This window comes from Variovorax sp. GW821-FHT06D12 (assembly GCF_059419205.1).
Genome location: NZ_JBWKRI010000002.1, coordinates 105,419 through 124,499 on the forward strand (window position 1 = coordinate 105,419; position 19,081 = coordinate 124,499).

Annotated in this window: 11 protein-coding genes; 8 read left to right on the forward strand and 3 right to left on the reverse strand. The window is 70.5% G+C overall.

Annotation, left to right across the window (positions count from 1 at the left end):
* The first annotated feature begins 3 nt into the window (after positions 1-3).
* The 5 genes from ppc (at position 4) to AC07SQ_RS06960 (ending at position 13,494) form a co-directional block, all read left to right on the forward strand.
* A complete protein-coding gene (gene ppc, locus AC07SQ_RS06940) occupies positions 4-2,850 on the forward strand; it encodes a phosphoenolpyruvate carboxylase (RefSeq protein WP_070062227.1) in 2,847 nt (948 codons plus the stop codon).
* A gap of 166 nt (positions 2,851-3,016) precedes the next feature.
* Positions 3,017-3,235 (forward strand): hypothetical protein, encoded by a 219-nt coding sequence (locus AC07SQ_RS06945; RefSeq protein ID WP_062474298.1) that lies wholly within the window; start codon positions 3,017-3,019, stop codon positions 3,233-3,235.
* Entirely contained in the window at positions 3,232-11,454 is an 8,223-nt protein-coding gene (locus AC07SQ_RS06950) for a glycoside hydrolase family 94 protein (RefSeq protein WP_495271903.1), read from the forward strand. The genes AC07SQ_RS06945 and AC07SQ_RS06950 overlap by 4 nt, the downstream gene beginning before the upstream one ends.
* A gap of 35 nt (positions 11,455-11,489) precedes the next feature.
* Positions 11,490-12,032 carry a hypothetical protein gene (locus AC07SQ_RS06955; protein WP_159273181.1) on the forward strand — a complete coding sequence of 181 codons (543 nt, stop codon included), beginning with the start codon at positions 11,490-11,492 and terminating at the stop codon, positions 12,030-12,032.
* Positions 12,033-12,243: 211 nt separating this feature from the next.
* Positions 12,244-13,494: an MFS transporter gene (locus tag AC07SQ_RS06960; RefSeq protein WP_495271904.1), complete on the forward strand. Its 1,251-nt coding sequence runs from the start codon at positions 12,244-12,246 to the stop codon at positions 13,492-13,494.
* A gap of 6 nt (positions 13,495-13,500) precedes the next feature.
* Here AC07SQ_RS06960 and AC07SQ_RS06965 read toward each other — a convergent pair whose 3' ends face one another.
* The gene (locus tag AC07SQ_RS06965; protein WP_495271905.1) at positions 13,501-14,427 is read right to left on the reverse strand and encodes a LysR family transcriptional regulator; all 927 of its coding nucleotides are present in this window, start codon (positions 14,425-14,427) and stop codon (positions 13,501-13,503) included.
* A gap of 48 nt (positions 14,428-14,475) precedes the next feature.
* Between AC07SQ_RS06965 and AC07SQ_RS06970 the strand changes: the two genes are divergently transcribed.
* Together AC07SQ_RS06970 and AC07SQ_RS06975 are read left to right on the forward strand one after the other, a co-directional pair.
* A complete protein-coding gene (locus tag AC07SQ_RS06970) occupies positions 14,476-15,000 on the forward strand; it encodes a GNAT family N-acetyltransferase (protein ID WP_495271906.1) in 525 nt (174 codons plus the stop codon).
* On the forward strand, positions 14,987-16,303 hold the full coding sequence (locus tag AC07SQ_RS06975; RefSeq protein ID WP_495271907.1) for an MFS transporter: 1,317 nt from the start codon (positions 14,987-14,989) through the stop codon (positions 16,301-16,303). Before AC07SQ_RS06970 ends, AC07SQ_RS06975 begins: the two co-directional genes overlap by 14 nt.
* On the opposite strand, the gene AC07SQ_RS06980 is transcribed toward AC07SQ_RS06975, so the two are convergent.
* A complete protein-coding gene (locus AC07SQ_RS06980; protein WP_495271908.1) occupies positions 16,221-17,162 on the reverse strand; it encodes a nitrilase family protein in 942 nt (313 codons plus the stop codon). The two genes, AC07SQ_RS06975 and AC07SQ_RS06980, sit on opposite strands and share 83 nt — an antisense overlap.
* 118 nt (positions 17,163-17,280) lie before the next feature.
* Here AC07SQ_RS06980 and AC07SQ_RS06985 point away from each other — a divergent pair, with 118 nt between their 5' ends.
* Positions 17,281-17,739, forward strand: coding sequence for a winged helix-turn-helix transcriptional regulator (locus AC07SQ_RS06985; protein WP_095746483.1), 459 nt, complete (start codon positions 17,281-17,283; stop codon positions 17,737-17,739).
* A 13-nt stretch (positions 17,740-17,752) separates the two neighbouring features.
* On the opposite strand, the gene AC07SQ_RS06990 is transcribed toward AC07SQ_RS06985, so the two are convergent.
* Complete coding sequence (locus AC07SQ_RS06990) at positions 17,753-19,078, reverse strand: OprD family outer membrane porin (RefSeq protein ID WP_495271909.1); 1,326 nt, start codon at positions 19,076-19,078, stop codon at positions 17,753-17,755.
* Positions 19,079-19,081: the final 3 nt, after the last annotated feature.

A 19,081-nucleotide genomic window follows, 5' to 3' on the forward strand; every position in this document is an offset into this window, starting at 1 on the left:
CGAATGAAAGCCAGCAAGACTCCTGCATCTCCCGCCAAGCGCCGCCAGACCGAAGACCAGCCATTGATCGACGACATCCGGCTGTTGGGCCGAATCCTCGGCGACGTGATCCGGGAGCAGGAGGGCGACGAAACCTACGCGCTGGTCGAGAAGATCCGCACCCTGTCGGTGTCGTTCCGGCGCGACGCCGACCATGCCGCCGACCGCGCGCTGAAGAACCTGCTCAAGGGCCTGAGCGCCGCCGAAACGGTGCGTGTGATCCGCGCCTTCACCTACTTCAGCCACCTGGCCAACCTGGCCGAAGACCGCCACCAGATCCGCCGCCGCACCGAGGCCGAGCGCGAAGGCGTGCAGGCCGACGGCGACCTGCAGACCGCCCTGGCCCGCATCCGCAAGGCCGGCATCAAGCCCGACGAGATCGTCGCCTCGCTGGCCCACAGCTACGTGTCGCCCGTGCTCACGGCGCACCCCACCGAAGTGCAGCGCAAGAGCATCCTCGACGCCGAGCGCGCCATCGCCCTGCTGCTGACCACGCGCGACGAGATCAAGCTGCGCCAGAACGCCTACGCCGGCGGAAAAGACGCACTCTCGCCCATCGAACTGGCCGACAACGAAACCCAGGTGCGCATCCGCGTCACGCAGATCTGGCAGACGCGCATCCTGCGCTTCTCCAAGCTCACCGTGGCCGACGAGATCGAGAACGCGCTGAGCTACTACGAAGCCACCTTCCTGCGCGAAATCCCGCGCGTGTACGCCGACCTCGAGAAGGCGCTGGTGCAAGGCGGGCAGACGCCCTCGGTCGCGCCCTTCCTGCGCATGGGCCAGTGGATCGGCGGCGACCGCGACGGCAACCCCAACGTCACAGCCGAAACGCTCGAGTACGCACTGAGCCGCCAGTCGGAGCTCGCGCTGCGCCACTACCTCACCGAGGTGCACTACCTGGGCGGCGAGCTGTCGCTGTCGGCCACGCTGGTCGACGTGTCGGTCGAGATGCAGGCGCTGGCCGAGCGTTCGCCCGACACCAATGAGCACCGCAAGGACGAGCCCTACCGCCGCGCCCTCACCGGCGTGTACGCGCGCCTGGCGGCCACGCTGCGCGAACTCAGCGGCGGCGAGGCCGCGCGCCATGCGGTCGCGCCGCAGAACCCGTATGCCAATGCCGAAGAATTCCTGGCCGAACTGCGCACCATCGAAGAGTCGCTGGTCGAGAAGCACGGCACCGTGCTCGCCGCGCCGCGCCTGCGCCCGCTGATCCGCGCGGTGGAAGTGTTCGGCTTCCACCTGGCCACGGTCGACCTGCGCCAGAGCTCCGACAAGCACGAGGCCGTGATCGCCGAGCTGCTGGCCACCGCGCGCATCGAGCCCTCGTATGCGTCGCTGGCCGAAGAGGCCAAGCAGACGCTGCTGCTCAAGCTGCTCGACGACGCGCGTCCGCTGCGCGTGCCCGACGCCGACTACTCGCCGCTCGCCCGAAGCGAACTGGCCATCTTCGCGGCCGCCCGCACCGCGCGTGCACGCTACGGCGCGGCGGCCATCCGCCACTACATCATCAGCCACACCGAAACGGTGAGCGACCTGCTCGAGGCGCTGCTGCTGCAGAAGGAAGTGGGCCTGCTGCGCGGCGCGATGGACAGCAACGCGACCTGCGACCTGATCGTGGTGCCGCTGTTCGAAACCATCGAAGACCTGCGCAACGCCGCGCCCATCGTGCGCGCCTTCTACGCGCTGCCCAACATCCAGGCGCTCATCGAGCGCTCGGGCGCCGAGCAGGACGTGATGCTGGGCTACTCCGACAGCAACAAGGACGGCGGCATCTTCACCAGCAACTGGGAGCTGTACCGCGCGGGCATCGCGCTGGTGTCGCTGTTCGACGAGCTGAACAAGAAGAAAAAGAACCCCATCCGCCTGCGCATGTTCCACGGCCGCGGCGGCACGGTCGGACGCGGCGGCGGCCCGAGCTACCAGGCGATCCTGGCGCAGCCGCCCGGCACGGTGCGCGGCCAGATCCGCCTCACCGAGCAGGGCGAAGTGATCGGCTCGAAGTACGCCAACCGCGAGATCGGCCGGCGCAACCTCGAGACGCTGGTGGCCGCCACGCTCGAAGCCACGCTGCTGCCGCAGGGCAAGTCGGCACCGGCGAACTTCCTGTCGGCCGCGGGCGAACTTTCGACCGCCAGCATGGCCGCGTACCGCAAGCTCGTGTACGAGACCCCGGGCTTCGGCGACTACTTCTTCGGCTCCACGCCGATCCGCGAGATCGCCGAACTCAACATCGGCTCGCGCCCCGCCTCGCGCAACCCGAGCCACAAGATCGACGACCTGCGCGCCGTGCCGTGGAGCTTCAGCTGGGGCCAGTGCCGCCTCACGCTGCCGGGCTGGTTCGGCTTCGGCTCGGGCGTGGAGCAGTTCCTGGCCGCCGCCGGCACCGCCGCGGGCAAGAAGGAGCGCCAGGCGCTGCTGCAGCGCATGTACGCGCAGTGGCCGTTCTTTCGCACGCTGCTGTCGAACATGGACATGGTGCTGGCCAAGAGCGACCTCGCGCTGGCCTCGCGCTATGCCGAGCTGGTCACCGACCGCAAGCTGCGCCAGAAGGTGTTCTCGATGATCGAGGCCGAGTGGCAACGCACCTCGGACGCGCTCACGCTCATCACGGGTGCCAAGCAGCGGCTCGAGGGCAATGCAGAAATGCAGCGCTCGGTGCGCCACCGCTTCCCCTACATCGACCCGCTGCACCACCTGCAGGTCGAGCTGATGCGGCGTTATCGCGCGGGCGACGGCGGCGAGCGGCTGCAGCGCGGCATCCACATCTCGATCAACGGGGTGGCGGCGGGGCTGCGCAACACGGGCTGACCGGCACACAGCCTCCATGGACAAAGGGCGCCTTGTGCGCCCTTTCCTACGTGCGCTGTCGGCAATGAGGTACCTGTAAGGTCATTTAAAAGGGTACGGTCGGGACACGTTCACAGTTCTCGCAATCGCGCGGCAGCTCGAAGTCGTTTCACAGGAGCCCGTTGCAATGTCCGTCCCGCAGTCCCTTTCCCATTCTCAGATCGATTTCGTCGGCAGCGACTTCGAAGCCCTGGCTTCCCACATGCACCACTGTGCACGTGCCCACGGGCGATGGTTCTCGCTGCGAAGCCACATGCAACGTGTGCGCGCGCTCGCTGCGGGCCGCATTGTCACGATGGCCTGCGTGGCCGTGGTTCTGGGCATCGGCCTGTTCGCGGTCACTTGAGCGCCGCTGCCGTCGTCGACCGCCTCCAAGGGCTCAGTCACTACGCCCGGACCCTTCTGCTCGGTCCGCACGACCCGGTAGCCCTCCCGATTCGCGCCGAACTCTTCGGCGCCCAACGTTTCGAACAGCACGGCCACAGCCTGGCCCGTGCCCAGGTGGTGGAAGACGAACACCACCGCGCGCGCGAAGGCGCGCCCTTCTTTCCGCGGGTCGACGAAAACCTCGAGTCGCTGCGCGCCGCCTTCGACTACATCGCGCTGATCTCGCTGAGCGGGCGCTATGTGTCGCCGGCAGCCGAATGGCTGCTCGACAACTTCCACCTCGTCGAGGCGCAGCTCCAGCAGATCCATGACGGCGTGCCGCGCAGCTACTACGCACGCTTGCCCAAGCTCGTCACGCCGCCGCTGGCAGGGCTGCCGCGCGTGTACGGCATTGCGTGGGCCTATGTGGCGCACACCGACAGCGTGCTCAACAAGACGCTGTTCACGGCCTTCCTCAACGCCTATCAAGACATCGACGAGCTCATGCTCGGCGAGCTGTGGGCGCTGCCCACCACCCTGCGCGTGGTGCTGCTCGAAAACCTGCGCCGCGTGGCCGAGCGCATTGCCGAGAACAAGGTCGCGCGCGAGATCGCGCACGCGGCCTGGGACGCAGCGCCGCACCTCTCGGTGCAAGACCTCGACGTGCTCTACCGCGCATTGCAAAGCCACGGCCTGCAGGACAGCTACCTCACGCAGCTGTGGCAGCGCCTGCCCGTCGAGCACGGCGACGACATGCCCGCGCTGGTGCGCTGGACCGAGCAGCACTGCCCCAACGGCCCGGCGCTGATCGGCGACGCGCAGAACGCGCAGGCCGCGGCCAACCTCACGGTCGGCAACATCATCACGACCTTGCGCATGATCGGCCAGGTCGAATGGAGCGACCTCATCGAGCCGGTGAGCCGCTCGCTGCGCGTGCTGCGCGAACTGCCGAGCTTTGCGAACGAGAGCGAACTCACGCGCCAGCAGATCACGCATGCGATGGAGCAGGTGGCGCGCAGCACCGAACGGCCCGAGCGCGAAGTGGCGCAGGCCGTGGTCACGCTGGCGTCCAGTGCGCCGGCCGACGAAGCCGGTGCGGAGACCGACCGCGCCGACGGCACCGCCGGCTATTACCTCTTCGGCCAGGGCCGGCCCGCGCTGATTGCGTCGCTGCAGGCGAACGCAGCGCCGGGCCAGGCCACACGCACCGCGCACACACGCCCCGCGCGCAGCCATCGCGGCTGGCGCCTGCCCGTCTACGTGGGGTCCGTCGCCCTCGGCACCGCGCTGCTGCTGGCCGCCGTGCTGCACGGCCTGCCGCATCGCGGTGACTGGACCACCGTCGCGGCGTTGCTGCTGCTCGCGTGGCCGCTGTCCGAAGCGCTGATTGCACTGGCGCAACGCATCATGGCGGAGTCGGTGCGCGTGCAGGCCCTGCCACGCCTCGATTTCGCGAACGGCATTCCCGAGCGGCACCGCGCGCTCGTCGTCATGCCCACGATGCTGGGCTCGACCGCGAACAACGCCAGGCTCGCGCACCGGCTCGAACTGCATTGGCTCGCCAACCGCGAGCCCCACGCGCAGTTCGCACTGCTGACCGACTGGGCCGACGCTTCGCAAGCGGCGATGCCCGACGACGCGCCCTTGCTCGATGACGCCCAGCAACGCATCGCCGCGCTCAACGCCAAGTACCCGCCAGCGGATGGCACCGCGCCGCGCTTCCTGCTGCTGCACCGCCCGCGCAGCTGGAGCGAGACCGAGCAGCGCTGGATGGGCTGGGAACGCAAGCGCGGCAAGCTCGAAATGCTGATGCGCCTGCTGGCCAGCGGCGACGCCAGCGGCTTTCTGCCGCTCGCACCGGGCCAGCAGCTCGCGCCCGGCCGCACGCCCTATGTGCTGACGCTCGACAGCGACACCGGCCTGCCGCCCGGTGCGCTGCGCGACCTCGTGTCCATTGCCGCGCATCCGCTGAACGCGCCCGAGATCGACATGCCGAGCCGGCGCGTGGTCGCGGGCTTCGGCATCCTGCAGCCGCGCATCGTCACGCCGTTCCCGATGCGCAGCGAGCGCTCCTTCTTCCACTGGGTGTTCGCCGGGCAGTGCGGGCTCGACCCGTACGGCAGCGGCGCCTCCGACATCTACCAGGACGTGTTCGGCAGCGGCTCCTTCACCGGCAAGGGTTTGCTCAACGTGCGCGCGGTGCACGCCACGCTGAACGACCGCCTGCCAGACAGCGCCGTGCTGAGCCACGACCTGCTCGAAGGCAGCGTCGCGCGCTGCGCGATGGTCAGCGACGTGGTGCTGGTCGAAGACCATCCGCACCATGCCGGGGTGGCCGCCTCGCGCGTGCACCGCTGGGTGCGCGGCGACTGGCAGCTGCTGCCGCTGATGTGGCGCGCGCGCCGCTTCGGCATCGACGCGCTGGGCCTGTGGAAGATGAGCGACAACCTGCGCCGGTCGCTGGTGGTGCCGGCGTCTTTCGCGCTGCTGGTGCTGGTGATCTTCACGCAGGCCATGCCGCTGGGCTGGGCGCTGGCCGCCGTCGGTGCGGCGCTCACGCTGGGCCCGCTGCTGGGCGCGCTGGCCGGCCTGGTGCCGACACGCCGCGCCATCGAGCTGCGCCACTTCTTCGACGCGGGCGCGGTCGAGCTGCTGCGCGCCCTGGCCGGCGCGGCCTGGCAGTTCGTGCAGCTGGCGGCGCAGACGCGCCTGCTGCTCGACGCGGCCTTCCTCGCCACCTGGCGGCTGGTCGTGAGCCGCAGGCACCTGCTGCAGTGGACGACGGCCGACCAGGCGCAGGCGCAATCGAGCCAGCGCCTGAAGCCCTTCGTGCGCAGCGCGGCCCTCAGCAGCGCGGTGTGCCTGGTGCTGGCCGTGCTCGCCAACTGGAGCGCCTGGCCGGTGCTCGGTCCCCTGCTCTTCGTGCTGTGGTCGCTGGCGCCCATTGCGGCCTGGTGGGGCAGCCGTGTCGATACGCACGCCGAGGACCCGCTCGCGCCCGCGCAACGCAGCTACCTCGAGACGCTGGCGCACGACACCTGGCGCTTCTTCGAGCAAGTGGTCGGCCCGGACGATCACCACCTGCCGCCCGACAACCTGCAGCTCGAACCGCAGCCGACCCTCGCGCACCGCACCTCACCGACCAACATCGGCATGTACCTGCTGGCCACCTGCTGCGCGCGCGAGTTCGGATGGATCGACACAGAAGCCCTGCTGGCGCGCCTCACGGCCACGCTCGACACCGTCGACCGCATGCACAAGCACAACGGCCACCTGTTCAACTGGTACGACACGCAGACGCTCAAGCCGCTGCCGCCGGACTACGTGTCCAGCGTGGACAGCGGCAATTTCGCGGGCCACCTCGTAGCCGTGGCGCAGGCCTGCCGCGCTTTCGCAGCGGACGCAAACTGCCAGCCCCGCGAAGCCCCCGCACTGGAAGCACTGGCCCGACGCTGCGCCGCGCTGCACGACGGCATGGATTTCAGCGGCCTCTACGACGCCAAGCGCCACCTGTTCCACATCGGCCTGCGCGTCGAAGAGAACGTGCTCGACGCGAGCTACTACGACCTGCTGGCCTCCGAGTCGCGCCTGTTGAGCTTCCTGGCGATTGCCAAGGGCGACGTGCCGCGCCGCCACTGGATGGCGCTGGGCCGGCCGTTCCTGCTGGTGGGCTTCAAGCCCAGCCTGAAGTCGTGGTCGGGCTCGATGTTCGAGTACCTCATGCCCGCGCTCGTGATGACCGAGCCCACCGACGGCCTGCTGCAGGTGGCCAACGCCGCGGCCATCGCCGAGCAGCAGGCCTTCGGCCGCGCGCAGAACATGCCGTGGGGCGTGTCCGAGTCGGCCTACTTCGCGCAAGACCATTCGCTGGCGTACCAGTACTCGCCCTTCGGCGTGCCGCGCCTGGCGCTGCGGCGCACGCCGCCGACCGACCGCGTGGTGGCGCCCTACGCCAGCCTGATGGCCGCGCCGTTCGCGCCCGAAGCGGCCGTCATCAATCTCGAGCTGCTCGAATCGCTCGGCGCGCGCGGCGAGTTCGGTTTTCACGACGCGATCGACTTCACCACCTCGCGCCAGGCCGAGGGCCAGGACTTCACCGTGGTGCGCAACTTCATGGCGCACCACCAGGGCATGTCGCTGGTGGCGCTGTGCAACGTGCTGCGCGACGACGCGCCGCGCCGCTGGTTCGGCAGCGCCGCGCTGGTGCAGGCGCACGAGTCGCTGCTGCACGAGCGCACGCCGCGCCAGATCATCGGCAGCGCCGACCCGCGCACGCCGCCCGAGCCCAGCCAGGCCGAGCTGGCGCCGCTGTTCCAGCCGCGCGTGGTCGATCCGACGGGGCCGGGCTTCCAGCCCACGCACCTGCTGTCGAACGGCCGCTACACGGTGGCGCTGCGGGCCAACGGCGCGGGCGTGAGCCGCTGGCGCGCGTTCAACGTGACGCGCTGGCGCGACGATCCGCTGCGCGACAGCTACGGCACTTTCTTCTATGTGCGCGATATCGAAAAGGACGGAGGGCAAGCCGAGCTCACCTCGCTCACCGCCCTGCCCGCGCCCGGCGCCGACTGGCACTACCGCACCCGCTTCCTGGCCGACCAGGTGCAGTTCGATGCGACCGGCCCCGGCCTGCAGGTGCGCACCACGGTGCTCATCAGCCCCGAGGACGACACCGAGCTGCGCCACATCACGCTGCACAACTCGGGCGACGAAACGCGCACGCTCGAACTCATCTCGTACTTCGAGCCGGTGCTGTCGAACCCCAAGGCCGACGAGGCGCATCCGGCCTTTGCCAACCTGTTCGTCGAATCGCGCTGGGAACCGGCATGGCGCGCGCTGCTGCTGTCGCGCAAGCCGCGCCTGCATGGCGATGCGGTGGTGGCCGCGGTGCACTTCGTGGCCTCGGTCGACGCCAACGTGCTGTCGATCGACTGCATGACCGACCGGCGCGCCTTCATCGGCCGCAACCGCACGCTGGCCGACCCTGCGCTCGACCCGCAACCGCTCACGGCCCAGGGCAAGCAGGTGAACGGCCTGGACCCCATCGCCTGCCTGCGCGTGCGCCTGTCGATCGCGCCGGGCACCACCGCGCGCCTGAGCTTCGCCACCGCCGCCGACGAGAGCATCGAGGCGCTGATGCCCTGCATCGACCGCTACCTGCAGCCCATGCACGTGGAGCGCGCCACCCGCATGGCCGCCACGCTGGCGCAGGTGCGGCTGCGCGACCTGAGCATCGCGCCCGCGCAGAACCTGGCGCTGCAGGACCTGACGACCATCCTCACCTACACCACGCCGCGCGTGATGAGCGACCGCGGGCTGATCGACCTGCGCCAGATCTGGCGCTTCGGCATCTCGGGCGACAAGCCCATCGTGCTGGTCTACATCCACTCGATGAACGGCATGGGCCTGATCAACACGCTGCTGCGCGCGCAGCCGTGGTGGGGCTTCGGCGGCGTGGCCTGCGACCTCGTGGTGCTCAACAGCGAACCGAACTCGTACCTCATGCCGCTGCAGCGCGAGATCGAAATGCTGCGCACGCGCGTCGCACAGCAGACGCAGAACAGCTTTCCGCGCAACGACACCGCCGGCTTCTACCTGTTGCGCGACCAGGACGTGGTGCCGTCGGAAAAGGCCGCGCTCTCCAGCCTGGCGCGCGTGGTGTTCACGGCCGACGGCCGCGCACTCGAAGTGCAGGTGGCGGCGTTGCATGAGGCACGCAGCCCGACGATTGCGGACGACAGCAGCGCGCCGGTGCAGCACCGCACGCCGCTGCTGACGCGGCAGGCCACCTCGTCGAATGTCACCGCACCCACCGGCGACTTCGACGCCGAGAGCGGCGAGTTCCGCTTCGAGGTCGGCCCCGACCACCGCACGCCGCGCCCGTGGATCAACGTGATCGCCAACGCCACCTTCGGCTTCCAGGTGTCCGAATGGGGCACCGGCTACACCTGGGCCGGCAACAGCCGCATGCACCAGGTCACGCCCTGGTCGAACGACCCGGTGCAGGACCCGGCCTTCGAGCACTACCTGCTGCAGGACGTCGCGACGCGCGAGATGCTGCCGCTGACACCTGCCGGCGGTGGCGACGGCACCACCCGCCACCGCGTGCGGCACGGGCAGGGCTACACCGTCTTCGAATGCCGCCAAGGCGACCTCGCACTCGAAACCACCTTCTTCGCGGACCGCGACGAGGCCGTCAAGCTGGTGCATGTGCGCGTGCGCAACGAAGGCGCCGGCCAGCGCCGCCTGCGCGCGCTCGCGATGGTCGAGTGGCAACTGGGCGCCGCGCGCGGCGAACGGCGCACCGTGCATTGCTGGAAGCCCGAAGACCAGCCGGCCGTGTTCGGCCAGCAGCGCGAATCGAGCGCGGGCTTCGGCGGCAGCGCGGCCTTCCTGCTGCTCGCAGGTTTGCAAGGCGCGACAACCGGGGCCACGCAATGGACCTGCGACCGCAGCGAGTTCTTCGCCGGCCGCGGCATCGTCGAAGTGCCCGACACGCTGGCGCGGCGCGCGGGCAGCGGGCTCGATGCCTGCGCGGCGATTGGCGGTGAGTTCGTCGTGGCGGCGGGCGAGACCGCGCGCTTCAGCTTCGTGCTGGGCCACGCGGGCAATGCCGACGCGGCGCTCGAGCTTGCGCGCCGCTGGCGTCAGCGCGACGTGCCGGAGGCGCTGGCGCAGGTGCGCGACTTCTGGGACGAGCTGCTGGGCCGCCTGCAGGTGCGCACGCCCGACCCGCTGTTCGACGCACTGGTCAACCGCTGGCTCGTGTACCAGACGCTGGCCTGCCGGCTCTGGTCGAAGGCCGGCTTCTACCAGGCCGGCGGTGCCTTCGGTTTTCGCGACCAGCTGCAGGACGCGATGGCCTTCGCGCTCACCGACCCGCCGCGCCTGCGCGCGCAGATCCTCGTGAACGCGGCGCGCCAGTTCCCCGAAGGCGACGTGCAGCACTGGTGGCACATGCCCGGCGGCGCCGGCGTGCGCACGCATTTCTCGGACGACCTGCTGTGGCTGCCGTATGCGTCGGCGCACTACGTCGAGGTGACGGGCGATGCCTCGCTGCTCGACGAAATGGTCGGCTTCATCGAAGGCCCCGGCATTCCCGAGGGCGCCGAAGACGCCTACTACGCGCCGCAGAACAGCGGCCGCATGGCCACCGTGTTCGACCATGGCGCGCGCGCCATCGACCGCAGCCTGAAGACCGGCGTGCACGGCCTGCCGCTGATGGGCACCGGCGACTGGAACGACGGCATGAACCGCGTCGGCCACGAGGGTCGTGGCGAATCGGTGTGGCTCGCGTGGTTCCTGTGCAGCGTGGTCGAGCGCTTCGCGCCCCTCGCGCAGGCGCGCGGCGAACACGAACGCGCCGCGCGCTGGACCGAAGCGCGCACGGGCTGGATCGCCGCGCTGCACGACGCCGGCTGGGACGGCGCCTGGTTCCGCCGCGCCTTCTTCGACAACGGCGCGCCGCTGGGCTCGTCGATCAACAGCGAGTGCCGCATCGACCTGATCGCACAGGCCTGGTCGGTGCTGTCGGGCGCCTCGGACGCGGCCCACACCGGCCCGGCCATGGCCGCGATCGGCAAGCACCTGCACGACGAGCCGGCCGGCCTGCTGCGGCTGCTGGCGCCGCCGTTTGCCCAGTCGACCCCCAACCCGGGCTACATCCAGGCCTACCCGCCGGGCGTGCGCGAGAACGGCGGCCAGTACTCGCACGGCGCCGTGTGGGCGCTGATGGCGCAGGCGCTGCAGGGTGACCATGAAGCCGCTTGGCAAAGCTTCGAGGGCCTGAGCCCGGCCCACCGTTCGCAGCACCCCGCGCGCGGCCCGGTCTACGAGCTGGAGCCCTATGTGATGGCGGGCGACGTCTACGGCGCCGCGCCGTATGTGGGCCGGGGCGGCTGGAGCTGGTACACCGGCTCGGCCGCGTGGCTGCATCGCGCGGCCATCGAGACCTTGCTGGGCCTGAACGTGAAGGGCAGGCAGTTGTCGATGACGCCGCATGTGCCCGCGCACTGGCAGGGCTTCGAGCTCGCGCTGCGGCTCGGCACGCACCGGCTGACGCTGCAATGGGGCACCGTCGAAGGCGCCGCCGCGCCCACGCACCAAGTGGCGGTGGGCGAATGGATCGACTGGCAGGCGCTGCCGGCGGATGCGGTGCTGCGGGTCGCTCAAGCGGCAGGCAAAGGGCAGATGACGGCGTAGGTTATGGTCCGGACCCGCTTTCACCCCGCGCATTCATGACCAAAATCCAGTTCCGCCGACGCGTCATCGTCCTGATCCTCCTGTGCGTGGCCGTGGGCGGCGGCATCGTGCGGCACTACGCGGCGCCCGGCACCACCACGCGCGACATCGCCACGCTGCTGATGGTGCTGTGGGTGCCGATCATCGGCAACGTGATCGGGTGGCTCATCGGCAAGCTGCCGCGCCGCACGCCCAAGCAGGCCCCGCCCGCAGGCTTCGACGCGCTGCCCGAGTTCACGCCGCACCTGGCCGTGGAACTCACCTTCCGCCGCCCCTCGGTGCCGGCGCAGGACGTGCCGCTGGGCCCCGGCGAATACCGGGGCGCGCTGGTGCTCGACACCGAAGGCTTCTCGGCGCGCTGGCGCGTGCCGCAGGGCACCTCGCTCGCGCGCGGCACGCCGGTCGCGCTCGACATCGAATTTCTCTCGCCGGCCGTGGCGCAGCCGAAGTTCGTGCAGGGCACGGCCTTCCGCGTGCTGGTCGATGAATCGTTCGTGGCCGACGGACAGGCGCTGCAGTTGCGCCCTGCCCACACCTAATCCCGGCAACTCAAAAAGACGGTGATGGCGAAAGGCGCCATTGCCGCATCCCCGGGCGGCTGCAGACAGCAAAGGGGTCGATTGTTCGCCGCAGGGAAACTGTCTACTGCTCCACCGCCCCTTGGTCGCAAGGCGGCCGGCTCGCACACTCCAATGCCCCCTCACCGGCATTGGCGTCTTCATCGCCGATGCGTTCAAGGACTGCATCTCCATGATGAATTCTTCCGGCAGCACCCCCTGCATCGACGACTTGGCGGCGCCCGCGCGCGACGCTGTGGCCGCCCCCACCCGCTCCGCGTGGCTCGCGGTCGGCTCCATCGCCGTCGGCACCTTCGCGATGGTGTCGACCGAGTTCATGCCCATCGGCCTGCTCACCGACATCGCGCGCGGCCTGAACGTGTCGGACGGCACGGCCGGCCTGATGATCACCATGCCCGGCGTGCTCGCCGCCTTTGCCGGGCCGGCGCTGATCGTCGCCTCGGGCCGGCTCGACCGGCGCACGGTGCTGATCGCGCTCACGCTGCTCTTGATCGCCTCGAACCTGCTGGCCGCGTTCGCGCCCAACTTCGCCACCATGCTGGTTGCGCGCCTGATGCTCGGCCTGGCCGTGGGCGGCTTCTGGACCTTCGCGCCCGCCGCCGCCACGCAGCTGGTGCCCGACGCCTCGAAGGCGCGCGCCATGTCGCTGGTGCTGGCCGGTGTGTCGGCCGCCACGGTGCTCGGCGTGCCCGCGGGCTCGTGGCTGGGCACGATGTTCGGCTGGCGCGCCTCGTTCGCCGTGACCGGCGCGTTGGCCGCGGCGGTGCTGCTGGTGCAGCTGTGGCTCCTGCCCGCGATTCCGCCGCAACGCGCCATCGGTGCACGCGACCTGCTCACGCCGCTCACGCGCCGCATGGCGCAGGTCGGCCTGCTCGCCGTGCTGTTCTTCATCGCCGGCCACTTCGCGGCCTACACCTACCTGAAGCCGCTGCTGCAGCAGGTGTTCGGCCTGCAGGCCAACGCGGTTTCGACGCTGCTGCTGGTCTACGGCGCGGTGGGCTTCATCGGCACCTTCCTGGGCGGCAGCCTGGTGGCGCGCAGCGTGCGCGGCACCACCTTGCTGGCGGCGCTGATGCTCGCGACGGCCTTGCTGCTGTCGACGCTGATCGGCACCGGCATGGTGGCCGGCGCGGTGGTGGTGGTGATCTGGGGCGTGGCCTTCGGCCTGATCCCGGTGGCGCTCACCGGCTGGATGATGGAAGCCGTGCCCGACGCGCAGGAAGCCGGCCAGGCCCTGCTGGTGACGGGCTTCCAGGTGGCGATCGCCTCGGGCGCGCTGATCGGCGGCCTGATGGTCGACAGCCGCGGCATCTCGCCCACGATGGTGCTCAGCGGCGTGCTGGTGCTGATCGCCGCGCTCATCGTCGGCACGCTGGGCCGCGCACGCGGCGGCGTGGCGCCGCTGGCGGCCATTCCGGAGTAAGTACCTTCAACGGCGGCCGGGCTTCTTGCCGGCCGCCACGATCGCCTCGAGCACCGTGCGCAGCGCCTTGTTGAGCGGCTTGTCGCGACGGATCACCACCGCCAGCGTGCGGTGCATGCGCGGGGCCAGGCGGCTGGCCTTCAGCGCCGGGTGGGCGCCGCGCCCCGCCATCGACATGCCGGGCACCAGGCCGTAGCCCAGCCCTGCGGCCACCATCTCCTTCATCGCCTCGACGCTGCCCAGCTCCATCACGGGCTGTGGCTGCATGCCCTCGGCCGCAAACCAGCGATCGACCAGCTTGCGCGTGTTGGCCGCGGGCTCGAACAGCACCAGCGGCAGCGTTGCCAGGTCGGCCGGCGTGACGCGGGCCTTGAGCGGCGCGAGGTCGGCGCGGCCGATGGCGACGAACTCGTCGTCGCACACCGGGATCACGCTCAGCGAGCGCCCCGCCGCGGGCAGCGTGACCAGTGCGAGGTCGATGCTGTTGTCTTCCACCTTGCGCACGTGCTCGTCGGTGTTGCCGGTGCTCACCACCACGCTGAGCGCCGGGAAGGCTTCGCGCAGCTGGCGCAGCACAGAGGGCAGAAAGTACAGGCAGGCCGTGGCGCCCGTGCCCAGCCGCACGCGGCCCGTGACGCCGCGCGCATGGTCGGCCACCGCGTCGACAGCGTTCTCGACCGCCGCCTCGATCTGCGGCACATGGCGCAGCAATTCCGCACCGGCCGGCGTGGCCCGCGCGCGCTTGCCGACCCGCTCGATGAGCCGCACCGCGAGCCGGCGTTCGAGCTGGCGCACCTGCAGGCTCACGGCCGGCTGCGACAGGCCGAGCCGGTCGGCCGCGGCGGAGAAGCTGCCGGTGTCGATCACCAGGGCGAAGGTGGCGAGCTGGTCTAGGTTGAGGTTTTTTTCCAAAGTATTCCTTATGCGCTGCATAGGTTAACCAAGCTTCACTTATCGATATTGCCTCGTCAAGATCGGGCCATGTCCTCCCCCACCCTTGCTTTCACCGCGCTCGACATCGCCGATGCCGAGCCCCACCACATGGCCCGCGTGCAGGCCATCTACAGCCACTACGTGCAGCACGACCTGTGCTCGTTCGAAGAAGAAGTGCCCCCCGTCGCGCAGATGCAGGCGCGCCGCATCGACGTGCAGGAACGCGGCCTCCCCTACCTCGTGGCGTTGAAGGACGGCGAGGTGGCCGGCTACGCCTACGCCGGCCCCTACCGCACGCGCTCGGCCTACCGGCACACGGTGGAAGACTCGATCTACGTCGCGCCCGAGATGCACGGCCACGGCATCGGCACGGCGCTGCTGCAGGCGGTGATCCACCGCTGCACCGAGGCCGGCTTCACGCAGATGGTCGCGTGCATCGGCCACAGCGGCAACGCGGGCTCGCAGCGGCTGCATGCGCGCCTGGGCTTCGAGACGGTCGGCGTGCTGCGCCACGTCGGCTTCAAGTTCGGCCGGTGGGTCGACACCGTGCTGATGCAGCGTGCACTGCGCTGACCACACCCCAGCGCCGCAGCGCGGATGGCTCGCGCTGCTGTGCGCGAGCCGGCTGCTGCAGGGAATGATCGTCACGGCCTACTCGGGCGTGCTGCCGTTCATGCGCGACGACTGGCAGATGACGGCCGCGCAGGCCGGTTCCATCCAGAGCGCCTGGCACGTGGGCTACATGAGCTCGCTGTTCGCCGTAGGCCTGCTGGCCGACCGCTTCGGCCCGCACCGCATCTTCGCGGTCGGTGGCGTGATCGGCGCGGTCGCCTCGCTGGCCTTCGCCCTCTTCGCACACGACCACCGCTCGGCCCTGCTGCTGTACGGCCTGGCGGGCCTGTGTGCGGGCGCCTCGTACACGCCGGGGCTGCAGCTGCTGTCGCTCAACGCCGGCCCCGCGGTGCGCGGGCGCGCGATGGGCCTCTTCCTCGGCGCGGCGTCGATGGGCTATGCGCTGTCGCTCGCGGTCGTGGCGGGCTTCAGCGTGGTGGCGCACTGGCGCACCGGGCTGCTGGTGGCGGCGGGCTGCACGGTGATGGGCGTGCTGCTGGCCCAGCTCGCACTGCGGCGCATGGCACCGCCTGCGCCACGGCTCGCCGGTGCGCCGCGCGAAGGCGTGCTGCAGGCGCTGAACGCGACCGTGCGCGACCGGCCCGCGATGGCCGGCAACTGGGCCTACGCCTTCCACTGCTGGGAGCTCATGGCGCTGTGGGCCTGGCTGCCCGCCTACCTCATGGCCTCGTCGCGCGGCGGCGCGACCGCTTGGCCGGCCGCGGGCATCGCGCTGGCGGCGTTCGCGCACCTCGTGAGCGTGTTCGGCAGCGTGGTGGGCGGCGCGGCCTCCGACCGGCTGGGCCGCGCGCGCGTGATGATGATCGCCACCCTCGCGAGCCTGAGCCTGTCGTTCACCTTCGGCTGGATGTGGACCTGGCCGCTGTGGGCGCTGGCCGCGATGGCGGCGCTGTACAACCTGCTCGCCATCGCCGATTCGTCGGTCTACTCGACCGCGCTGGCCGACGTGGTGGCGCCGCACCGGCTCGGCGTGGCGTTCTCGGTGCGCTCGGTGATGGGCTTCGGCGCGGGCGCGCTCAGCCCCTGGGTGTTCGGGCTGGCGCTCGACTGGGGGCAGGCGCGCTTCGGTTTCGGCAGCACGTACGCGTGGGTCGCGGCGTGGAGCTCGGTCGGACTCGGGGCGCTGCTCGGCCCCTGGATGATCGTCCGCTTTGCCCGACTCAGCGCGGCAGTGCCTGCGCCCCCCGATAGCCCAGCATCGCGTCGTACAGATCGGTTCGCCGGTCGCGGTGCAGGTCGTTGAGCGGCGTCCAGATCGGCGCGGAGCGCGCGGCGCCCAGGTCGACGTCGGCGTAGAGGATGGTCTCTTCCTCGGGCCCGGCGATGCGCCCCATCGGCCAGCCGTTGGTGCCCGCGATCAGCGAGTTGCCCATGAAGCCCGTGCCGCGCTCCTGGCCCACGCGGTCGGCGGTGGCGATGAAGACGTTGTTGGCGTGCGCGGCCGTCATCGTCAGGTAGGCCGCCATGCACACGCCGCTGGCGTCGTACAGCGGCGGCGGCGTCCAGACCCAGCCCGTGGGCACGCAGATGATGTCGGCGCCCTGCTGCGCCACGATGCGCGGCGCCTCGGGAAACCAGATGTCCCAGCACACGAGCAGGCCGATGCGGCCGATCTTCGTCTCGAACACCGGGTAGCCCTCGTTGCCGGGCGTGAACCACAGCTTCTCGTTGTTCCACAGGTGCGTCTTGCGGTAGCGGCCGATGTAGCCCTCGGGGCCGACGAGCACGGCGGTGTCGAACAGCTGCATGCCGTCCTGCTCGGCCAGGCAGCCGACGAGGTACACGCCGTGCTGCGCCGCGAACGCGACCCAGCCCTGCACCGTGGGGCCGTGCGGCACGGGCTCGGCGTGGGCGAAGGCCTCGGCGCGGCCGTTGAAGCAGTAGCCGGAGGTCGCCAGCTCGGGCAGCACGATGAGCTGTGCGCCGCCGGTCACCGCAGCCTCGAGCTGTTGGCGCACGGCAGCGGCGTTGCGCGCGAGGTTCTCGACGCCGACCTGCGGGTCGAACTGCACGACGGCCACGCGCACGGGGCTGGCGCGCAGGCCGGGCACGGCGTCGCCGCCGGAAGGGATGTCGTGGGGAGCGGGGGTTGGGAGGGTCATGGTCGCTTCAGGTTTCAAATTAAAACCATGCGGATGCTAGTCGCATCGGTTTTAATTTGCAACCAATCAAACGCTACGGTCTAATCCCGCCATCCCAGGGACGCACAGGAAACACACGATGGCCAGGAGAAAAAGTCTGAGGTTCGACGCCTGCCCGATGGCGCGCGCGCTCGAGATCGTCGGCGACCAGTGGTCGCTGCTGATCGTGCGCGACGCCTTCGACGGCATGCGGCGCTTCGGCGAGTTCCAGCAGAGCCTGGGCGTGGCCAAGAACATCCTGGCCGACCGGCTGAAGTGGCTGGTGCAGGAAGGCGTGTTCGACCTCGTGCCCGCCTCGGACGGCTCGCTCTACCAGGAGTACGCGCTGACGGCCAAGGGCCGCGGCCTGTTCCCCGTGGTGGTCGGCCTGCGGCACTGGGGCGAGGCGAACCTGTTCGCGCCGGGCGAGCCGCATTCGGTGCTGCTGGAGCGCGAGAACGGTGAGCCGGTAGCCCCGATCGACCTGCGCACGCGCGACGGCCAGCCGCTCGACCCCGCCGCGACCTTCGTGAAGAAGCTGCCCGTCACGGCCCCCTGACAGCGCCGCCCGCTCAGTCGTTGCCGATTGGGTACTCCAGCGCGACGCGGATCTGGCGCGTGTTGAGTTCGGCCTGCGCCTTGTTGTTGCGGTGCTCGCCGTAGCGCAGCAGAAGGGCCAGGCCCTTGGCGCTGCCTTGCTGGACCGTGTAGCGCAGCCAGAGGTCGCGCTCCCAGTGCCGGCCGCCCTGCCCGTAGCCCAGCCATGCGTAGCCTCCGCGCGGCGGCACGCGGCTGCCGTCGATGCCACTGCCGCGGATGTAGGCCGCGCCCAGGCTCAACCCGGGTGCGCCCCAACGCGCGGCATCCACTTCGTACCGCAGCTGCCACGACCGCTCATGCGGCGCATTGAAGTCGGACAGCTGCGCTGCATTGCCGAGCCAGACGGCGCCGCGCGTCACGTAGTCGAACGGCGTGTCGCCCGCGACCTTCTGCCAGCCCAGGCCCACGCGGTGGGGGCCGTGGGTGTAGCTGGTCATGAGGCTCGCGGTGGTGTTGTCCACCGGGCCGGCCAGCGCGCGGCCCGTGTCCTTGCTGCGGTACACCTGCAGGTCGAAGGACAGCGCACGCTTCTCCGGGAGCGGCACCGTGTACTGGGCCCCCAGGTAGCCGGTGCGCCAGGTGTCCTGCAGGCGTGCGACGTAGGCCGTGAGCGACAGCGAAGCGCTGCCCTTCCATGTGCCGCCGGCAAAGTCGAACACGTCGCCGCGCGGTGACTTCGGGTCGAGGTAATTGACGATCAACGGGTGGTTCGTGCCGCGCGCGTGGCGGTCGGTCGACCCGGTGAAGCGGCCGGCCTGCAGCGTGAGCGTGTCGAACTCGCGGCTCGTCAGCAGCCAGCCGCGCATGGTCTCGGGCAGCAGGCGGGAATCGGACGCGCTGAAGACCGGCGTCTTGACGCGTTGCTCACCCACCGTCAGCACGGTGGCGTAGATGCGCGCCTTCAGCGCCACGCCGCCGCGCGCGATGCCGTCCTGCGCGTAGCCCGCGCCGTCCACCGGCAGCATGCGGATCTTGCCGACGCGCAGATCGTCGCCGTCGAGGCTGCGCGCGAGCGAGGCATGCGCGTCCACGCCGAAGCCGATCCAGCCCGGCGTGAAGCCGGACGCGAGGGTGCCCATGACGCCGTAGCCCCACTCCTGCGCGTGATCGCTGCGCCGCGCCCGGGGCAGCGAGGCATTGCGCCCGCCGTTGCTGCGATCGCCGTGCAGGTAGTTACGGTGCTCGTACACGCTGCGCTGGAGCACGTGCCAGCGCGTGTCCTCGACGAAGCCGCCGCCTTCGGCCGCGAGGACGGACGTGCCCAGCATCGCGAGGGCCGCGCCGCAGAACCGCCTCATCGC